General features: G+C 44.7%; 23 protein-coding genes. 11 read left to right on the forward strand and 12 right to left on the reverse strand.

What is annotated here, in order from left to right; translation table 11 throughout:
* The first annotated feature begins 76 nt into the window (after nt 1–76).
* Both QNI24_RS02865 and QNI24_RS02870 read left to right on the forward strand, forming a co-directional pair.
* Entirely contained in the window at nt 77–2,584 is a 2,508-nt protein-coding gene (locus tag QNI24_RS02865; RefSeq protein WP_267174775.1) for a B12-binding domain-containing radical SAM protein, read from the forward strand.
* 66 nt (nt 2,585–2,650) lie between these two features.
* Nucleotides 2,651–2,875, forward strand: a complete 225-nt coding sequence (locus QNI24_RS02870) for a hypothetical protein (RefSeq protein WP_267174776.1) — start codon at nt 2,651–2,653, stop codon at nt 2,873–2,875.
* Nucleotides 2,876–2,936: 61 nt separating this feature from the next.
* Here QNI24_RS02870 and QNI24_RS02875 read toward each other — a convergent pair whose 3' ends face one another.
* The 3 genes from QNI24_RS02875 to QNI24_RS02885 all read right to left on the reverse strand — a co-directional run bounded on the left by QNI24_RS02875 (nt 2,937) and on the right by QNI24_RS02885 (nt 4,862).
* On the reverse strand, nt 2,937–3,374 hold the full coding sequence (locus QNI24_RS02875) for an energy transducer TonB (protein ID WP_267174777.1): 438 nt from the start codon (nt 3,372–3,374) through the stop codon (nt 2,937–2,939).
* A 117-nt stretch (nt 3,375–3,491) separates the two neighbouring features.
* Complete coding sequence (locus QNI24_RS02880) at nt 3,492–4,127, reverse strand: energy transducer TonB (RefSeq protein ID WP_267174778.1); 636 nt, start codon at nt 4,125–4,127, stop codon at nt 3,492–3,494.
* A gap of 90 nt (nt 4,128–4,217) precedes the next feature.
* On the reverse strand, nt 4,218–4,862 hold the full coding sequence (locus tag QNI24_RS02885; RefSeq protein ID WP_283708485.1) for a TonB family protein: 645 nt from the start codon (nt 4,860–4,862) through the stop codon (nt 4,218–4,220).
* Between the two features lie 129 nt (nt 4,863–4,991).
* Between QNI24_RS02885 and QNI24_RS02890 the strand changes: the two genes are divergently transcribed.
* Nucleotides 4,992–5,546: a pseudouridine synthase gene (locus QNI24_RS02890; RefSeq protein WP_267174781.1), complete on the forward strand. Its 555-nt coding sequence runs from the start codon at nt 4,992–4,994 to the stop codon at nt 5,544–5,546.
* A 52-nt stretch (nt 5,547–5,598) separates the two neighbouring features.
* Nucleotides 5,599–6,267, forward strand: coding sequence for a hypothetical protein (locus QNI24_RS02895; protein WP_267174782.1), 669 nt, complete (start codon nt 5,599–5,601; stop codon nt 6,265–6,267).
* On the opposite strand, the gene folK is transcribed toward QNI24_RS02895, so the two are convergent.
* The gene (gene folK / locus QNI24_RS02900) at nt 6,239–6,769 is read right to left on the reverse strand and encodes a 2-amino-4-hydroxy-6-hydroxymethyldihydropteridine diphosphokinase (protein WP_267174783.1); all 531 of its coding nucleotides are present in this window, start codon (nt 6,767–6,769) and stop codon (nt 6,239–6,241) included. The two genes, QNI24_RS02895 and folK, sit on opposite strands and share 29 nt — an antisense overlap.
* Nucleotides 6,766–7,134: a SirB2 family protein gene (locus QNI24_RS02905; RefSeq protein WP_267174784.1), complete on the reverse strand. Its 369-nt coding sequence runs from the start codon at nt 7,132–7,134 to the stop codon at nt 6,766–6,768. The genes folK and QNI24_RS02905 overlap by 4 nt, the downstream gene beginning before the upstream one ends.
* An 80-nt stretch (nt 7,135–7,214) precedes the next feature.
* Between QNI24_RS02905 and QNI24_RS02910 the strand changes: the two genes are divergently transcribed.
* Nucleotides 7,215–8,066, forward strand: coding sequence for a hypothetical protein (locus QNI24_RS02910; protein ID WP_267174785.1), 852 nt, complete (start codon nt 7,215–7,217; stop codon nt 8,064–8,066).
* Here QNI24_RS02910 and ispF read toward each other — a convergent pair.
* The 3 genes from ispF to QNI24_RS02925 are packed head-to-tail and all read right to left on the reverse strand — an operon-like array spanning nt 8,052 to nt 9,524.
* On the reverse strand, nt 8,052–8,525 hold the full coding sequence (ispF, locus tag QNI24_RS02915; protein ID WP_267174786.1) for a 2-C-methyl-D-erythritol 2,4-cyclodiphosphate synthase: 474 nt from the start codon (nt 8,523–8,525) through the stop codon (nt 8,052–8,054). The two genes, QNI24_RS02910 and ispF, sit on opposite strands and share 15 nt — an antisense overlap.
* A complete protein-coding gene (gene ispD / locus QNI24_RS02920) occupies nt 8,522–9,244 on the reverse strand; it encodes a 2-C-methyl-D-erythritol 4-phosphate cytidylyltransferase (protein ID WP_267174787.1) in 723 nt (240 codons plus the stop codon). Before ispD ends, ispF begins: the two co-directional genes overlap by 4 nt.
* Nucleotides 9,234–9,524, reverse strand: a complete 291-nt coding sequence (locus QNI24_RS02925; RefSeq protein WP_283708486.1) for a septum formation initiator family protein — start codon at nt 9,522–9,524, stop codon at nt 9,234–9,236. The genes ispD and QNI24_RS02925 overlap by 11 nt, the downstream gene beginning before the upstream one ends.
* A 96-nt stretch (nt 9,525–9,620) precedes the next feature.
* Between QNI24_RS02925 and QNI24_RS02930 the strand changes: the two genes are divergently transcribed.
* From QNI24_RS02930 to QNI24_RS02955, 6 genes are all read left to right on the forward strand, one after another.
* Nucleotides 9,621–9,812 carry an ATP-binding cassette domain-containing protein gene (locus QNI24_RS02930; protein WP_267174789.1) on the forward strand — a complete coding sequence of 64 codons (192 nt, stop codon included), beginning with the start codon at nt 9,621–9,623 and terminating at the stop codon, nt 9,810–9,812.
* Complete coding sequence (locus QNI24_RS02935; RefSeq protein ID WP_267174790.1) at nt 9,813–10,043, forward strand: hypothetical protein; 231 nt, start codon at nt 9,813–9,815, stop codon at nt 10,041–10,043. It begins immediately after the preceding gene.
* Nucleotides 10,044–10,096: 53 nt separating this feature from the next.
* A complete protein-coding gene (gene ypfJ, locus QNI24_RS02940; RefSeq protein ID WP_267174791.1) occupies nt 10,097–10,963 on the forward strand; it encodes a KPN_02809 family neutral zinc metallopeptidase in 867 nt (288 codons plus the stop codon).
* A 65-nt stretch (nt 10,964–11,028) separates the two neighbouring features.
* Nucleotides 11,029–11,421: a RidA family protein gene (locus tag QNI24_RS02945; RefSeq protein WP_267174792.1), complete on the forward strand. Its 393-nt coding sequence runs from the start codon at nt 11,029–11,031 to the stop codon at nt 11,419–11,421.
* A gap of 39 nt (nt 11,422–11,460) precedes the next feature.
* Nucleotides 11,461–12,231, forward strand: a complete 771-nt coding sequence (locus QNI24_RS02950) for a hypothetical protein (protein ID WP_267174793.1) — start codon at nt 11,461–11,463, stop codon at nt 12,229–12,231.
* Between the two features lie 79 nt (nt 12,232–12,310).
* Nucleotides 12,311–13,027 carry a YebC/PmpR family DNA-binding transcriptional regulator gene (locus QNI24_RS02955; protein ID WP_267174794.1) on the forward strand — a complete coding sequence of 239 codons (717 nt, stop codon included), beginning with the start codon at nt 12,311–12,313 and terminating at the stop codon, nt 13,025–13,027.
* A gap of 48 nt (nt 13,028–13,075) precedes the next feature.
* Here QNI24_RS02955 and QNI24_RS02960 read toward each other — a convergent pair whose 3' ends face one another.
* From QNI24_RS02960 to QNI24_RS02975, 4 genes are read right to left on the reverse strand one after another with little or no spacing between them, the layout of a single operon-like run.
* Complete coding sequence (locus tag QNI24_RS02960) at nt 13,076–13,804, reverse strand: glutamine amidotransferase (RefSeq protein ID WP_267174795.1); 729 nt, start codon at nt 13,802–13,804, stop codon at nt 13,076–13,078.
* Between the two features lie 3 nt (nt 13,805–13,807).
* The gene (locus tag QNI24_RS02965) at nt 13,808–15,577 is read right to left on the reverse strand and encodes a GspE/PulE family protein (RefSeq protein ID WP_267174796.1); all 1,770 of its coding nucleotides are present in this window, start codon (nt 15,575–15,577) and stop codon (nt 13,808–13,810) included.
* Entirely contained in the window at nt 15,555–16,265 is a 711-nt protein-coding gene (locus QNI24_RS02970) for an ABC transporter ATP-binding protein (RefSeq protein WP_267174797.1), read from the reverse strand. Before QNI24_RS02970 ends, QNI24_RS02965 begins: the two co-directional genes overlap by 23 nt.
* Complete coding sequence (locus QNI24_RS02975) at nt 16,265–17,230, reverse strand: FecCD family ABC transporter permease (protein WP_267174798.1); 966 nt, start codon at nt 17,228–17,230, stop codon at nt 16,265–16,267. The genes QNI24_RS02970 and QNI24_RS02975 overlap by 1 nt, the downstream gene beginning before the upstream one ends.
* Nucleotides 17,231–17,233: the final 3 nt, after the last annotated feature.

Genomic DNA, 17,233 nt, shown 5'->3' on the forward strand with positions numbered 1-17,233 from the left:
AGAGCTTCCTGCCCATAATAGTTGGGATGAAAGTGCGATTGTCGCTATAATATTGGATTTGACCCAACCCATAAGTATGCAACTGAACCAAGACTTCCTGTTATTGAATCGCAAAGGCCAATCCATGATTTCACAGATTTCAGGGGTGAGCCAACCTTTTATGATTCACGAACCTGATGTGTTGTTGTTGTCCTTGTTTTTCAATGATGTTGATGCACAGTTGGCTGCAGATCAATTCATAGACAATGAGTGGGTAAAAAAATGGTTGCCTCATGCAGCAAGCCAAGCAGTTTTGCATCGCATTGAACAATTCAAACAAGCCGGAATTTTTAACCGCAGCTTAAAACCCAATTCAGCGCTTAAATTAAAATCCATCGAATTATTGCCAGCACAGCTAGAAAAACCGTTGCCCGAAAATCTGGCTTTGAGCAGTCATGCTGCGGTATCAATTCATGATGATGGTTTTTTTGCGTACTCAGCGATAGATAATCAATGTTATCAACTGCCCGTTGCTTGGGTCATATTGATGTTGGCTTTTGGTGATGGCCAGGCCCATGAAAAAATCATGACTGAGCGCGGTTTTTTACACGGTGCTGAGCCGCAGCAAGTGCTGGCGACTTTGTTGCATCATGGATTTTTGATTCCACAAAAACAAGCCGGAAAAAAAGTTGAGGAGTTGAATCAGTTCGCTGAGGTCAAGCCTACCCAACCCACCATGCGCTGGCAGGACCTGAAACCAGATGGTCGCATCCCGGTTTATTTTGTGCCGCATATGGAAAACCACTTTCCGATGGCGTTGGGCGTCATTTACAGTGCGTTAGCCAATCACAATGATGGCGAGCTGCTGGAAAAGTTTCAGTTGATTCCCATCACATTTCTCAACCCCAATGATTTATTGAACGGACCTTACCGAAAGTTCAAAACTGGGGTGTGGTTGTTCTCAAATTACATGTGGTCAATGGATGTTAACCTACAGGTCAGTCAAGCGGTTAAAACACATGACAAACGAAACCTGACTATCCATGGCGGCCCCAGCACACCTGAGTACAAACAAGCCAATCAAGATTTTATGCAAGCACATCCTTCGGTGGATATTGCGGTGATGGGTGAGGGTGAAGTCGCGATCACTGAAATTTTTGCTGAAATTTACCGTTCCAACGAAGGTGACGTTACCTATCAGCAAGAGGCCATGTCAGAAGTGACTGGCGTCAGTTTCAGAGACAAGCTGTTTGGTGGAATCACCCGCACCGCAAAAAGACAACGAATGGCAGCGCCTGATTCGGTGCCTTCGCCTTATCTGGATGGCATATTTGATGTGTATGACGGTCGGGTTGAAGCAGCCATCATTGAGTCGAATCGCGGCTGTCCGTTTGGTTGTACTTTTTGTGATTGGGGTTCAGCCACCAATCAAAAGGTAAGAAAATTTGACTTAGATAGGGTCAAAAAGGAAATTGAATGGATTGGCAAAAACAAAGTCAGGGTGATCTGGATTGCGGATGCCAATTTTGGTTTGTATGACCGTGATATCGAATTGTCGCAGTTCATTGTCGATACCAAAGAAAAATACGGATTCCCGCAAGAGGTGGTGGTCAATTACACCAAAAACTCAACTTGGCGTTTGGTTGAAATTATCAAAATATTTACCGCCGGTGGCATCATCTCTCAAGGTATCATATCGATTCAAACCACCGATGAAAAAACCCTTGAAGTGATCAATCGAAAAAACATCAAAACTGAAAAGTATGATGAGTTGACCAAAGTTTTTTATGACCTGAAATTACCGCTTTCAACTGATTTGATGATCGGATTACCGGGCATCACGGTCGAAGCCTTTAACAATGATTTACAGAAATACATCGACATGGATGTGTCGGTCAAAGCCTATCCAACCCAGTTATTACCGAACAGCCCCATGGCTGATCCAGAGTACATTGAAAAATATCAAATCAAGACCGATGAGAAGGATTTTGTGATTGCTTCTTACAGCTTTACCGAGAAAGATTTGCAAATGATGAAAGCCATGTATCAAATTTATACCATGGCAGATGGTTATTCTTTGTTGCGGTATGTGATTCGATATTTACAATGGGAACATGACATTCGAGGCATCGATTTTCTGCAAAAACTGTTAAAAGCAATCAAAAGAGAGCCCAATCTTTACCCTCAAATTGCTTGGGCGGTAAAATTTTTTAACCAAGACAAAAGCATGCCAGGTGGTTGGTCATTGTTTTACCAACAAGTGGCCGACTTCATCAAAACTGCTTATGGTATTGAAGCTGATTCAGGGCTGCAAACCATTTTAGAAGTCAATCAACTGTGTATGCCGGATGACCGTTTGAGTTATCCCATGCAAGTTGATTTGGCGCATGATTTTACCGCTTATTTTGCCGCTAAATCCAGCCAGGCGAAGCACAAGGAAAAACCCTTGTCTGACTATCCGCCGGCTAAATTCCATGTTTCTGACCCCAATTCCATGGTCAGTGTCGACCTTGACTACCTACAGTATGATTCACATCAGTTTTTCTGGGAGCTGCATTCGGATGTGGCCAGACCCAAATCGGTATCGGAGTTTGCTGAAACCTGACTTCTGGCACTCACTTTTCCGACTGAAACTTGCTATTTTAGTTATTGGTTCATTGAGGAAAAGGCATTGATTGAAGCTTTTATAGGCATTTTAATACTGTTACTGGTTATCAAGCTGGTGTTTTGGTTGGCGGTGTTAATCTTCAGTCCATTTATTTTGATATTGGGTTTGTTGATATCAATACCCTTATTTATCTTTGCGATGATTGGTGGGGTGTTGCTGTTGATGCTGAAAGTGTTGTTGTTGCCTTTGTTGCTGTTGTTGTTATTGCCCTTTTGCTGGGTCTCTTAAGCGCCCTCGGTCATAGATGAGAAAAGGACATCCTTGTCCTGACACACAATCCATTATGGTGTCATAGGTCTTCCTTGTGGTTTTCCTCATCAATCACAATTTGACCATCTTTCATGGTGTAGTTGATTAATTTAAAATCGATTGTTTGAGTCAATTGGTAAGGCACGGCTTGTCCGTTCACCATCTTTTGTTTGAACTGCCATTCATGTAAACTCTGTTCGGCGGCTTTCTCAAAAATTCGTTTGGGATAGGCGCTGACCACTGTTACTTCAGCCAGTTCGCCAGCAGTGTTGACATCAACGACCAGTTTAACCCAACCTTCGATGCTTTCTCGTTGGGCTTTTTTGGGGTAGTGTGGTTTGACAGCTGATAAAACACCACCGTCCTGATTGATCATGATTTTCTGAGGGTCGACTTTCTGTTCTAAGGGCGCGGTATAAGCGCTTGTGCTGATAATTCCAATGGTGGTGATAACAATTAGTTTTGCAGTATTTTTCATGTGTACGCTCCAGAATAAGGTATTGGCAATGAATGCCGGTTGGTGGCTGGTTTGGCATTGAGAATAAATGTTTTTAGTATTCAATGCCAAACCTAAGATCAGATAAAAAATAATCAATTACTCATCAATGGTGAATTCAATGGTTTGGGTGGCAATAAAAGAGACCGCTTGACCGTCCACCATCTTGGGATGAAACTTCCACTTTTTGATGGCTTTCGTGGCCGCTGCATTGAACACCCTTTTAGGTTGTGCATCAATCACACTGACGGCACTGACGCCGCCGAATTCATTGACAGTGATTTGTAGCTTGACCCAGCCTTCGGTTTTTTTCATCAATTCATTAGGAGGGTACATGGGGGCGATGGCTGCTTTGATGCCTCCTGATTGGTTTTCACGGTAAACCCCTCCAGCACCTGGCAAACCAGGCATTCCAATACCGGGTAACAAATCAGGGGTGTCTTTGCCAATTCCATCAATCGGTAAGGCAACAACGGGTGCACGATCAATATCTACAGCAATGGAAGGTGCGGCAGGTGGTTGTTTGACTTTTTGGGGTTCGGGGAGCGTCTTAGTTGGCTTGGGTTCTTCAGCGGGTGCTTTGTAGTCTTGCACGAATGAAAATTTAATGTTGGCATCAGTTCCAACCGGCATTGCTTTGGACTGTTTTAATAAACTCAACATACCAATGAACAATGTTGCTGTGATAAAAAATCCGATGATGGCAGAAACTGAAAATCTTATTTTGGCTGTCATGTGATTGCTCCTTTTTTATTATTAGTAAGGAGTGTGACTTCTGGCCTATATGATTAGTTCAAATTTATTTACTAATATATTCGTAGAAGATCAATCAGCAATCTTGAATTCGAAGCGATGGAAGTATTCATTTTGTACTTGGGCTTGGTCAATGCGGTCGTATTGCACTTGCCAATCAAAAACTGCGGTAACCACAGCCATCTCAAAAATACCTGCAGGGCCAGCGCCGATGATTTCGATGTCATCAACAGAACCGTCTTGTTTAACCTTAATCATCGCCTCTACCCAGCCTTCTTGTCCAGCTACCAAAGCTTCATAAGGATACTGTGGGTCAGGACCTATGACATTAAACTGCCCAGCCAAAACCACTTTGGCCTGAGATTGACTACCCAATTCAAGCAGTTTTTGTTGGTTGGCCGCCGCTGCGAATCGGTCTGATTGGTTGCCATCAGCTTCTTGTGCTTTGATGTTACTGAGTAACTTTTTATGGTCAATTGGTAGTTTGACTTTGCGCTTGGATGGCAGTTGGTTGTGTTTGCGCTTACTTTCTGAATTGATTTTTTTGGATGGCGCCAGGCCTGGTGGTGAACTGACTTTCACCTGGGTGGTTAGTATGTTATGTATCGGTTCTTCTTTATCATCTAAAGTAATTAGGGCAATCATAAAGAACACCAGTGATAGGGTGATGACTGAGCCGACCAGGGCTGCTGCGATGTATCTTTTGACTTTGCCCATGCGATTGAATCCCAAAGCTGAAACGCGTTCTGTTTTTTTAGTTATATTAATCAGATAAAACTGAATACAATCTGAATACTGCGTTTTGCTTTGATACAATGGAATCACATCACAATCCCAGCATTGACATTGAGCCAGAATATCCTGTTATTTAATAAGCCTTATCACGTGCTATCACAATTCACTGATACGGCGAGTCGGCAGCATTTGGGTCACTATATCAACGAACCCGGGTTTTATGCAGCCGGTCGTTTAGACTACGATTCTGAGGGGCTGATGCTGTTAACAAATGATGGAAAAATACAGCACCATGTCGCAGGCAGCGACACCCACAAAAGCTATTTGATTCAGGTTGAGGGTCGTGTACAAGCCAAACATTTACAGCAGTTACGCCAAGGGGTGAAAGTCAAAGACTACGTGGCCAGAGCACTTCATGCTGAGACACTGGCGAAAAAACCAGCTTGGTTATGGAAGCGCAATCCACCCATCCGAGTCAGACAAAACATCCCAACCAGCTGGATGATGTTGACCATCAACCAAGGTAAAAACCGCCAAGTCAGACGCATGAGCGCAGCGGTGGGTTTACCGGTTTTGCGTTTGGTTCGCACCCAAATCGGTCCCTATGAATTGGGCCAGATGCAACCGGGTGAATACAAAATAGAAAAATACCCAAGCAAGCAGTAACATTTGTGAAGTCAGTTCGTTATAACTACAAATAACCGATCAGAGGATAAATATGAAATACTTAATAATTATATTACTGGCAATCACCATCACTGCCAATGCAGGGGTTTTCGGCAGCGAGAAAGTAGCGGCAGGCACGGTTTCGCCGGAAAAAGATTATGATTCTGTTAATGGCAGCATCACCGTTGGTGCAAAAGCCCATGTTGATAATTTAGACACCGTCAATGGTTCCATTAAAGTCGGTGAAAATGCCATTGTTGGTCAAGCCGAGACGGTCAATGGTAGCATCAAATTCAAAGATGGTGTGGTGGCAGATCATGCCGAAACCGTTAATGGTTCAATCGATTTGGGCGCGAGCTGTATGATCAAAGGCCATGCGGAAACGGTTAATGGTTCAATCACGGCTGGTAGCGGTTGTGTGCTTGAAAGTTACATGGAAACAGTCAACGGCAAAATCACCGCGATGGGCACCGAAGTGGATGGTAATATTGAAACCGTCAATGGCAACATCAAGTTAGATGAGGGCACGGTGGTCAACGGCGATATCATCGTAGAAAAATCATCCGGCTGGTTCAACAGCAACAAGAAAGTCCCTGAAATTCACATTGGGGAAAATGTGGTGGTTAAGGGAGATCTTATTTTTAAGAAAAAAGTGAAATTGTACATCGCTGATTCTGCCAAAGTAGGTGAAATCAAAGGCGATAATGTGGTTGAGATGTAAAGCTTTCATCGACCAACTCCAGCTTGGTCTGGTCAGATTGACTCAAGGCTTGCCACAAATCGGTGAGCCTTTTTTGTGCCTGGGGATGAAGTAAATTGGGAGCCAGGTCCTGTAGTGGTTTTAATACGTATTTGCGGTGAATGATTTCGCGGCGTGGAATTTGCACCAATCCATCATCGATGATTAAGTCATCACACAGCAACAAATCAATGTCTAGTTGGCGATCAGAGTAACGGGGTTTGGAACGATCCCGGCCATGCCTGTCTTCCAGTTGTTGTAGCCAAAGTTTGAGTTGATGTGGTTTGAATGCGGAGCTGACTTTAATCACCAAATTAAAAAAATCATGCCCTTCAAAGCCGAAAGCAGCAGAACGATAGACTGGTGAAACTTCAGTCAAGGCAAATGACGCACGAAAAAAGTGCAAACATGATTGGATGTTATGACGTCGGTTAAGGTTGCTGCCGATGCCCAGGAAGTAGTTGTGTTTTCTGGCTGTGGTCATGGCAGTGGTGTGGGTGTCTTGAAGTGGGCCACCAACATCACATACAAGACCGTAAAGCTGGCTAGGACATAGGCCAACCATTGTTTGACGCCAGTGGTTTTCATGGCCACAAAGCCCAGTATGATGTAGCTCAGCACGGCCAACAGTTTGATCCCAAACCAGCCAACATGAAATGGTGAAAATCCAGCCAACCAAGCCAAAAAGACACCGCTGGTCAGCAATAAAGTATCAATCAGGTGCGGTGCAATTTTATACAGTCGACTCGGTTTGTGGTTGGGGTATTTGAATCGCCAATAGCGCAGCTGAAACAATGACACACTGATAATAACCAAAATGATGTGTATTTGTTTTACAATAAGGTACATAAAAAAAGGACTGGCAAGGTGACTGACTGAGCTCACATTGTAACAGTTTATAAAACACAAAAAACAGAGGGTTTATAAAGATGAAGAAGATTTCAGCAGTGCTTTTGTTGATGGTTTCCTGTGCGCTGATGGCGCAAACCACCAAGGTTTTGATTGTTGGCGACAGCTGGGCCGAACAACAATGGAATGATGGCATTCACAATGTGGTTTTTGCTGACAGCAATTACCCAGAGTTCACAGCATTGGGTGACGTGGTGGCCATCAGTGGCTCAACCGCAGCCGATTGGGTGGTGCCCAGTGAATTACAAAAAATCACCGACGCCTTGACCGCCAACCCCAGCATCGACACGGTACAACTTACCTTGGGAGGCAATGATTTCTTGGCCCAGTGGAACGTGGCATTAACACCGATGGCAGTGACCGCGATTCAAAACCAAATCATCATTGATTTACAAATAGTGGTTGATCATATTTTGGCCCAAGACATCAACATGGAAATCGTCTTGAGTTTTTATGATTATCCCAACTTTGAGGACACCACCGGTGGTTTCACAGGCATCATATGTGCCAACCTACACAATGATTTAGGTAATCCCACGCCACTGGAATTGAACACCATCGCAGTCTCATTCGAACAAGCTTTTGCATCCTCAGCTACCACCAATCCCAAAGTATTCCAAGTGAGTCACTCAGGATTGATGCAAAATTATTTTGGTTTCCCTGATGCCAATCCGGTGATTCCACCCGGACAAATTCAGCCCCCCGGCGATTTGAGTTTGCCCAGCCCCGTGCAATCAATGCGTTTGAATGCGGGTGTGGTGGTTGATTGTTTCCACTTAGGCGCCGAGGGTTATGATGTGTTGGTGCAGAATACTTTTGATCAGTACTTCAGGTACCGCTTTGATACCCTATTTAAATCACTGTTTGAGTAACAAACAAACCGCCTGAGCAGCAATGCCCTCACCTCGACCGGTGAAGCCCAGTTTTTCGGTGGTGGTGGCTTTGATGCTGATTTGGTTGGTTTCAGTATTTAATATTTCAGCCAGTCGGGCTTGAATGGTTTTTACATGTGGGCCGATTTTTGGTGCTTCGCAGATAATGGTGCAGTCAATGTTGCCAATTTGATAGCCTTGTTTGCCAATTAAATCATGACAGTGCTTGAGAAAAACCACGCTGTCACAACCTTTCCATTGAGGGTCGGAAGGCGGGAAGTGCTGACCAATATCCCCCAGTGCACAAGCACCGAGTAAAGCATCACAAATGGCATGGATCAATACATCACCATCAGAGTGTGCGATGAAACCATGATCATGGGGGATTTTGATGTTACCCAATGTTACATAATCACCAGGCCCAAAAGCATGTACATCAAAGCCGTTGCCTATTCTCATTGAATTCTCCCTTGTTGTTGCAGTATGAACCTCGCCAGCGCCAAATCTTCATAAGTGGTTATTTTGATGTTACTGGTTTGGCCTTGAACCATGATGGGGTGTTGGCCTTGTGCTTCTATAGCTGATGACTCATCGGTGATGCTGTCGGCCTCAAATAGTGTCAGGGCTTGGAGTAAGTCTTTGCGTAAAAACATTTGTGGCGTCAGGGCCGCATAGAGCATATCGCGGTTGATGGTTTTGTAGACCGTTTCACCGTTGCGTGATTTTTTGATGGTGTCACTGCATGGTTTAACCAGCAAACCGCCTTTCGACTGCTGTTGACAGGCTTGGATCAAAGCTTTGATCTCTGCTGTGCTGACGCAAGGTCTGGCGGCATCATGGACCAGTACCCATGTGTCATCGGAGTCAGGAATTGATAACAGGCCATTGCGCACTGAATCGTGTCGTTCATTGCCACCGATACAGGTTTGTAGAGGTGGTTTGAAACCACTGAAATCAAATTGTGACCAGTGTTCATCCTTGGGGTGTAGCACCACTGTTATGGCTTCAACCTCAATCTCATTGAATGCTTGTATGGTGTGCCAAAGTACCGGTTTGTCATCAATCAATGCGTATTGTTTTGGTGTTGAGGTTGGTTGTTCGGCTGTTTTTTGGAACCGATCACCGGTGCCTGCAGCAACAATAATTACGTGCGGTCGCTTGGGTCTATCAGTTGCCATCTTGATCTGATTGGTTGATGACTTGGATAAAGGTCTCGCCTTCTTTGATCATGCCCAGCTCAGATCGGGCGCGTTCTTCAATGGCATCTAAACCGGTTTTTAGGCTGGAAACTTCAGCAGCCAGTTGTTCATTGCGCTGCTTCAGCTGTTCAATTTCTACTTGTTGTGATTCCAACAACAGTTGTTTGGCTTTGAGCTCTTTTCTGCCACCATCACCGAATTGTTGTTGGAACAAGGCCCAAACAATCAGGATTGCCAATATGATATTCAACCACTTCAAGGGAAATAAGGCTCAAAAATAAGGTGATCCACATTGTAACATTTTGCTTCTATAATAGTTAATAGAGAGTAAACACTAAACCATGGCAAATAAAAAATGATCAAAATTCAGTCATTATCTAAAAATTATGGCGATTTCACAGCGGCTGAGGACATAAACTTTACGGTAGAGTCGGGAGAAATATTCGGTTTATTGGGACCCAATGGTGCCGGCAAATCAACCACCATCAACTGCATATCAGGTTTGTTAAAACCGACAATGGGTGAGGTGTCTATCAACCACCATTGAGTGATTGGTGAACCGATAAAAGCCAAAAAGTCCTTGGGTTTGGTGGCGCCTGAATGGATGCAAACATTGGCCATGTTCTTGCTCTCTGGCTGGGTCATGGATGCGTTACACAAATTGATGTATTTTGGTGGAAATTACCAAGATGTCATCAATCACCAGTTGGCACTGTATGCGCTGGCAATCATCGCTTTGTACTTCGCGTTTACAAAATTTAACCATGAAGTCAAATAACCCAGCTGATTTATCAGTTATACTGTTTGGTTTTCAGTATTTAGGATTTAAATATGCGTTGGAAAGGTAACAGAAGAAGTACCCGAATTGAGGATCGACGCGGTCGCGGTGGTGTGGTTAAAGGCGGCGCAAAACTTTCTGGTGGTATGATAGTTTTGGCATTGATTTATGCTGTTGTCACGGGTCAGAACCCATTGACGCTGTTGGGTGGCATGATGCAACAAACCGGTGGCAGCAGTCAACAAAAGGTACAAATCCCCAAACAGAGGTCTGCCGCTGAGCAGGAACAAGCGGAATTTTCATCGGTAATTTTCGCTTCCACTGAAGACATCTGGAATCAAATTTTCAGCCATTCTAATCAACAGTATCAAGCCCCATCCATGGTGCTGTATGAGGGCCAGGTACAATCACGTTGTGGCATCAATTCTGAAGCCGTTGGACCGTTTTATTGTCCTGCTGACAGCAAGGTTTACCTGTCTTTGAATTTTTTCAGGCAGTTAGAACGCATGGGTGCTCCCGGCGACTTTGCCCGGGCCTATGTCATCGGCCATGAAGTGGGCCATCACATTCAAAACATCACTGGCACAGCGCGACAAGTGCGTCAATGGCAACAACAAGCTGGCAGCAAAGCCAAAGTGAATCAGTTATCAGTGATGATGGAATTGCAGGCTGATTGTTTGGCTGGGGTGTGGGCGCATCATGCCAATAAACAACAAAATATGCTTGAAGCAGGCGATGTAGAAGAAGGTTTGCGCGCCGCTGCATCGATTGGTGATGACACCATCCAATCTCGAGCTGGGCGTGAAGTTAAAGTTGAAAACTTTACTCACGGTTCCTCAGCGCAACGGGTCAAGTGGTTAAAACGCGGGCTACAAACCGGCAACTATGATTCATGCAATGTATTTTCCGAAGGTGCATGATGAAAGCTGATCATGTTTGGCTGGGCTGAAATGGTTTTTTTCTTTAATTGCCATAAAATAAGCCTGTGAATATCAAAAGATTCAACAGCGGATCTGAGTTTGAAAACCGCATTGGATATTCCAGGGCGGTGGATGATGGCCGCTATGTGTTTGTTTCTGGCACCACTGGTTATGACTATCAATCAATGCAGATTGAGTCTTGTGTTAAGGCACAAACCATCCAATGTTTTAAAAATATCGAATTGGCCCTTAAAGCTGTTGAGGTTAATTTAATTGATGTTTTGCGGGTGCGGTATATCTTAGCTGATGCCGATGACTTTGAGGCTTGTTGGCCCATCATGCGCCAGTACTTAGGTCAAGCCAAACCAGCTGCCACACTGATCATCGCTGACTTAATGAATGATGAAATAAAGATAGAAATCGAGGTCATGGCCACCTCAAAAGCAAACAACAACTGATAAAAGTGATACACTGCGATATTTTCGACGGAACGGCTCATGTCTCAGAAAAATCTGAATTCTTCACCTTTAGTGATAACAACCATGGTGTTGTTGCTTTGTGCCTGTGGCGGTCCCAGAATCAATAACAAACCCGCGGTTGATAAAAGCGAAGATCCTTTGGATGTTTTCGCTGATGCGCATGTCATCGTTTCATTGGATAAAATCTTGGTCAGGAACAACCCCACAGCATGGGTTAAGGATGCCAATTGGGATGAGTATTTGTTGACCATTAGGGCGCAAGCAGGAAGCGGTGAAATCGTGCTGCAGTCAGTTCACATTGAAGACAAAATGGGTGAATGGCATGGTCATGAAGAGAGCCGCAAAGCCTTAAATAGAAGCACCAGAGTGCTGAAGAAAAAATACAAAAAAGCAGGCTATAAAGTCAAGCTGGGTCAGGGTTCAACCCATGCCTCAGTGACTGGTGTGTCGATTGCTTTGGGCAGTGGGTATTTGGCCGGTGCGGTCACTGCCACAGGGTCCATAGGTACTTTGACTTCTGTCGGTGTTGGGGTGGCTGTTGCAGTACCTGCATTGGTTATTTCTGGTATGACCAAATTGGTCTATAACACCAAGGTCAATAACCGCATCCAAGCACGCAAAACCATTTTACCTCTGACAGTCAGTCAAAGTGGTTCGGCGGTAGATTTATTTTTCCCTGCTGTGCCTTTACCGCAGTTGTTGGTGATTGAATACACCCACAATGAACAACCACACCAAATTACATTTGATTTGAATCGGGTAACCACTGGTTTACACATCAAGAAATAGAAAATACTGCGAGCGTGGTTTTGCAAAAATCAGCGTTCGCGTTAAAATACAACACATTCATCAAATCTAGGGCATCACTATGGGCAGAGCATTTCAAAACCGCAAAGAATCAATGGCGAAAACATCAGATCAAAACGCCAAGATATACAGTAAGTTCAGTCGAGAAATTTATGTTTGTGCCAAAGCTGGTGGCCCTGACCCGGACGGTAACCTGTCATTGCGCAGCTTATTAGATCGCGCTAAAAAAGCACAAGTACCAGCACATGTGATTAAAAATGCCTTGGACAAATCACAAGGAGCCGGCGGTGAAGATTTTGCAGTGGCCAGGTATGAGGGCTACGGTCCAGGGGGATGTATGGTGATTGTTGATTGTCTGACCGACAACCCAAACCGCACTTTTGGTGATGTGCGTTTATGTTTTACCAAAACCGACAGCAAAATTGGTACCCAAGGAACGGTCATGCACATGTTCGATCATGCCGCTATTTTGGTTTTTTCAGGTGATGATGAAGATGCTGCTTTGGAAGTGTTGATGGATGCCGATGTGGATGTCACTGACATTGAATCAGAGGACGGCAAATTAACTGTTTTTACCCCGCACACAGAATACTTCAAAGCCAAACAAGCGTTGGAAGAAGCTTATCCTGAGATTGATTTTGATGTTGACGAAATCCAATTCGTACCACAAACCACCACGCCAATTTCAGCCGATGACATGCCGAATTTTGAAAAATTCATAGAGATGTTGGATGAATTGGATGACGTACAAAACGTGTACCACAACGCCGAAGTCTGATTGGCCGTTAACAGGTTTTTAGTTCAACGCCCAATGGTCTATAAAGCTTCAGTTGAAAGACTTTGCTAAATCTCTGAATCGAGGCAACAAATCATAGGCATCTGGGCAAGCTTTCAGTGCTTGTTTCATATGCTCAGGTTTTCGACCCTCTGCCAATAAATCCTCATGGCGGGCTTCAATATAAGTGGCAGTGATGGCAGCATTCCATTCAGGGTGGAACTGCAAGCCCCAAATAAAGTCATCCGAACGGAAGGCATGGTTTTTATCCAAGTCACAATGTCCCAATCGAACCGCTGATGCTGGTAATTTCTTAACGCTTTGTAGGTGGGAAGCATATGTGTCAATGGTTGATGCTGGTTTTAAATGTCCTAACAAAGCATCCTGATCAGCAGCAGCTTGTAGCGTAAATTCACTTAAGCCTAAATTTCTGCCATTGGGGTTGTATCCCACTTCTCCACCCAATAAATCAACCAACAGTTGATGACCAAAACAAACACCTAAAGTTGGGATGCGATTTTTAAATGTGCCCTCCAACCAATTTTGTGTGGACAACAGCCATTCATCGCCATCAGTGACCATGGCTGGTGAGCCTGTAATGATGATTCCTGTATAGTTTGCAGCTTCTGGGTCGTTGGGTAACGGCGCTCCGCGATGGACATTAACCACCTGAACTTGTTCATGAGTTAACTCCATTGCCGTTGTGAACCATTGGTCAAAGCGACCAAATTGGTTGAGCGCAGGGGTAACAGGGTCACCCGTTTGAATGATCAGGAACATCAATCAATGCGCGTCTGGTGGCGCCAGCCTGATGGCTTCTTCCAAGGAAGTTTTACCGGCTTTTAACAAATGAGAAATTGAAATGCGCAAAGGCATCATGCCTTGTTGGTAAGCCGCAGCGGCTAATTTTTCCGACGGCACATCATCGCGAATTAACTTTCTGATGTCGTTATGAATCGGCATCATTTCGAACACGCCGGAGCGACCATGATAACCGGTGTTGCGACATTCATCACAACCCACCGCCTCAAACAGTTCTTTGGGTGGCGAAATATCAAAAGGATGTACCATTGAAACCCAGCGTTCAGCGTCAACTTTGGTCGGTTTCTTACAGTGTGGGCAGAGTAATCTGATCAGCCTTTGGGCCAACACCCCGGCCAAAGTACTGCGCAACAAATAATCAGCCACACCCAAGTCTAATAAACGGTTGATACTGGATGGGGCGTCATTGGTGTGCAAGGTGGATAACACCAAGTGGCCGGTCAAGGAGGCTTGTACGGCCATCTGTGCGGTTTCCAAATCGCGTATCTCACCAATCATGATGATGTCTGGATCTTGTCGCATCAAGGTTCTCACACCATCAGCAAAATGCAGGCCAATTTTTGGGTTAACTTGCATTTGATTGAGGATGGGATCGACCATTTCAATCGGGTCCTCAACGGTTGAGACGTTGACATCTGGGGTGGCCAGTTTTTTCAGCGTGGAATAAAGCGTGGTGGTTTTACCTGAACCAGTCGGCCCAGTAACCAACACAATGCCGTTGGGTCTATTGATGAGGCGGCGCCAGTTATCGGCCTCGCCTTCAGAAAAGCCCAAGTCTTCATAATTGACCACCACAGCATCGGGATCAAAGATTCGCATGACACATTTTTCACCAAAAGTGGTCGGCATGGTAGAAACCCTCAGCTCAATTTCGCGGTTACCTTGAGACAGTGTTTTGATGCGGCCATCTTGTGGTCTTCGCTTCTCTGCCACATCTATTCTTGAGAGGATTTTGATGCGGCTGGTAACTGCGGCCATAACTGCTGGCGGTAAGTCATAGACTTTAAGCAACTTGCCATCAATCCTGAACCTGATCAGACAGTTTTCACGTTTGGGTTCTAAATGGATGTCACTGGCGCGCTGGTCAAAGGCATACTGTAACAACCAATCAACCAGTCCTATGACATGTTGGTCATCGGCGTTGATGTCTTTTTTTGTGCCCAGTTTGACCAATTGTTCTAAATTAAGAATCGGGTCGGAGCTTTTGTTTTTATGCAGCCGTTTGGCGCTTTGGACTTGTTTATTGACGCCGTAAAACTCAAATAACAAGCGTTGAATATCGATCGGGTTGGCATGTACCCTTCTGATGGTTTGCCGATGAATTTTTTGTATATCAGCCAGCCAACTGGTATTTTTTGGATCGGCCACGGCAATCACTATTTCATCACTGTCTACATAAACAGGTAGGATTTGATGCTGCCTGGCGTATGCCTGAGAAATGACTTGAGTGACCTGATTGACATTGATGTTAGTCGGATCTATCTTTAAATAGTCCAATTTGTTGGTTTTAGCTACCCACTGGGTCAAAAATTCCATGGTGATGGGTTTACCCGTTTTCTTGTTGACTAATTTGTTGTCAATGATAGAAACATAGGGGTGGACAGATGCTGAGGACACCGTTGATTTTTCCAGCAGCTTAGCGAATTCCTGTTGGCTGATGATATTGGCCGTTAACCATTGTTTGGCAATGGTTGCCATGAATGTATTTTTAATCATACTGGTGGTGGTCATTAAATAATCGGCCTATGTTCGCGTCAGTTAATATTGTAGCTGAAGTGCCGGTCAGATAACAGTCATTCGCAAACAGCATCATCACGTGAGTACAGTGCTTTTTGACCACTTCTAAGTCATGACAAACCATCACCACGCAGCGCTTTTGGCTGATTGCTGAGAACACTTTTAAAATGTGTGCTTTGTAAACCAAATCTAAATGGTTCAAAGGCTCATCAAGCAGCAGATAATCTGATTGTTGGGTGATACAAGTGGCAATCTCAACTTTGCGGCGTTCGCCACCTGAGAGACGCAGTATGGATTTTTCAGCCAAATGTTGGATGCCGCACTGTTGCAATGCTTGTTCGGTTATTTTGTTGTCATCGGCTTTTTTACTGTGCCATGGGTAGCGACCCATGCCCACTGCGGCCCTGACTGAAAAAGCCAATGTGGCCTCTTGTTCTTGGAACAGGTAGCTGAATTTTTGCGCGCGCAGTTGTGGCGGCATTGTTGTCACCTCAGTACCATCAATCAACACCGCACCATTAAGTGGTTTATTGATGCCAGCAATGGTTCTCAACAAGGTGCTTTTACCGACACCGTTTTGGCCAATGATGCCCCAAAACTGACCCGGTTTAAAACTCACATTGAGGTGATTAAACAAGGGCACTTGGTCTTGACTGATGGATAAGTTTTGTAACTTTAACATCAGACTTTCCTATTCAGCATGAGGAACACAGGCACGCCAATCATGGCGGTAAAGACCCCAACAGGTAATTGAATGGGACTCATGATGGTTCTGGCCAGCGTGTCGGCAGCCACCAAAAAACAAGCACCCACTAAAAAGCACATGGGTATCAGGTTTTGGTGTTTAAAACCAGTCATCAACCTGACCAAATGAGGAATGATTAAGCCGACAAATCCTATGGTGCCAGCTTGCGCCACTGCCATGGCAGTTAACAAGGCTGTGATGGTGAATATGATTAAGTTGATGCGCTGGGCATTGACCCCAGATTTGAGGGCAAACAACTCACCTCGGGCTAACAAATCCAATGCCCGATGGTGTTTCATTAACAGCAGCATGCACGCCAAAATGACCACTGGCATCAACAGATTGGGCTGGGCAAAACTCATGTCGCCCATCAGCCAAAACATCATTGATTTGACCTGTTGACCAGATGCCGTGGCCAAAACAAAACTGATGATGGCAGCAAAGCCAAAGGCTAAAACAACACCATTTAAGGTGATTTTTTCAGGTTTAATTTGACCGTGATAGCTCAGTTTTAATAACAACAAGGTGGCTGCAAGGCTGCCTAAAAAACCGAAGAAAAACAGTGTGTTTTGAGCCAAAGCAATGCCAGAAATGATCACCACCAACTGCACCGTGGCGGCGCCGCCTGAAACCCCCAGTAAATAGGGGTCTGCCAATGGGTTTTTGACCAAGTTTTGAATCAATAAACCAGCCAAAGCCAGGCTGCCGCCAACCAACATGGCATTAATGATTCGCGGCATTCGCAACTGCCAAATAATCTCAAAGTATTCGGAATCGCTGTTAAAAACAGCAGCCAGAGGGGTGTGGACAGAACCCATGGTCAGTGCCACCAAGCCAATCACAATCAACAGCAGCAGCCACCACCACCATTGGCCCCATAAATTGGTTGTTGTTGATACCAAAGC

It is taken from the genome of Marinicella marina, assembly GCF_030065545.1.
In the GTDB taxonomy this organism is placed as follows: Bacteria; Pseudomonadota; Gammaproteobacteria; order Xanthomonadales; family Marinicellaceae; genus Marinicella; species Marinicella marina.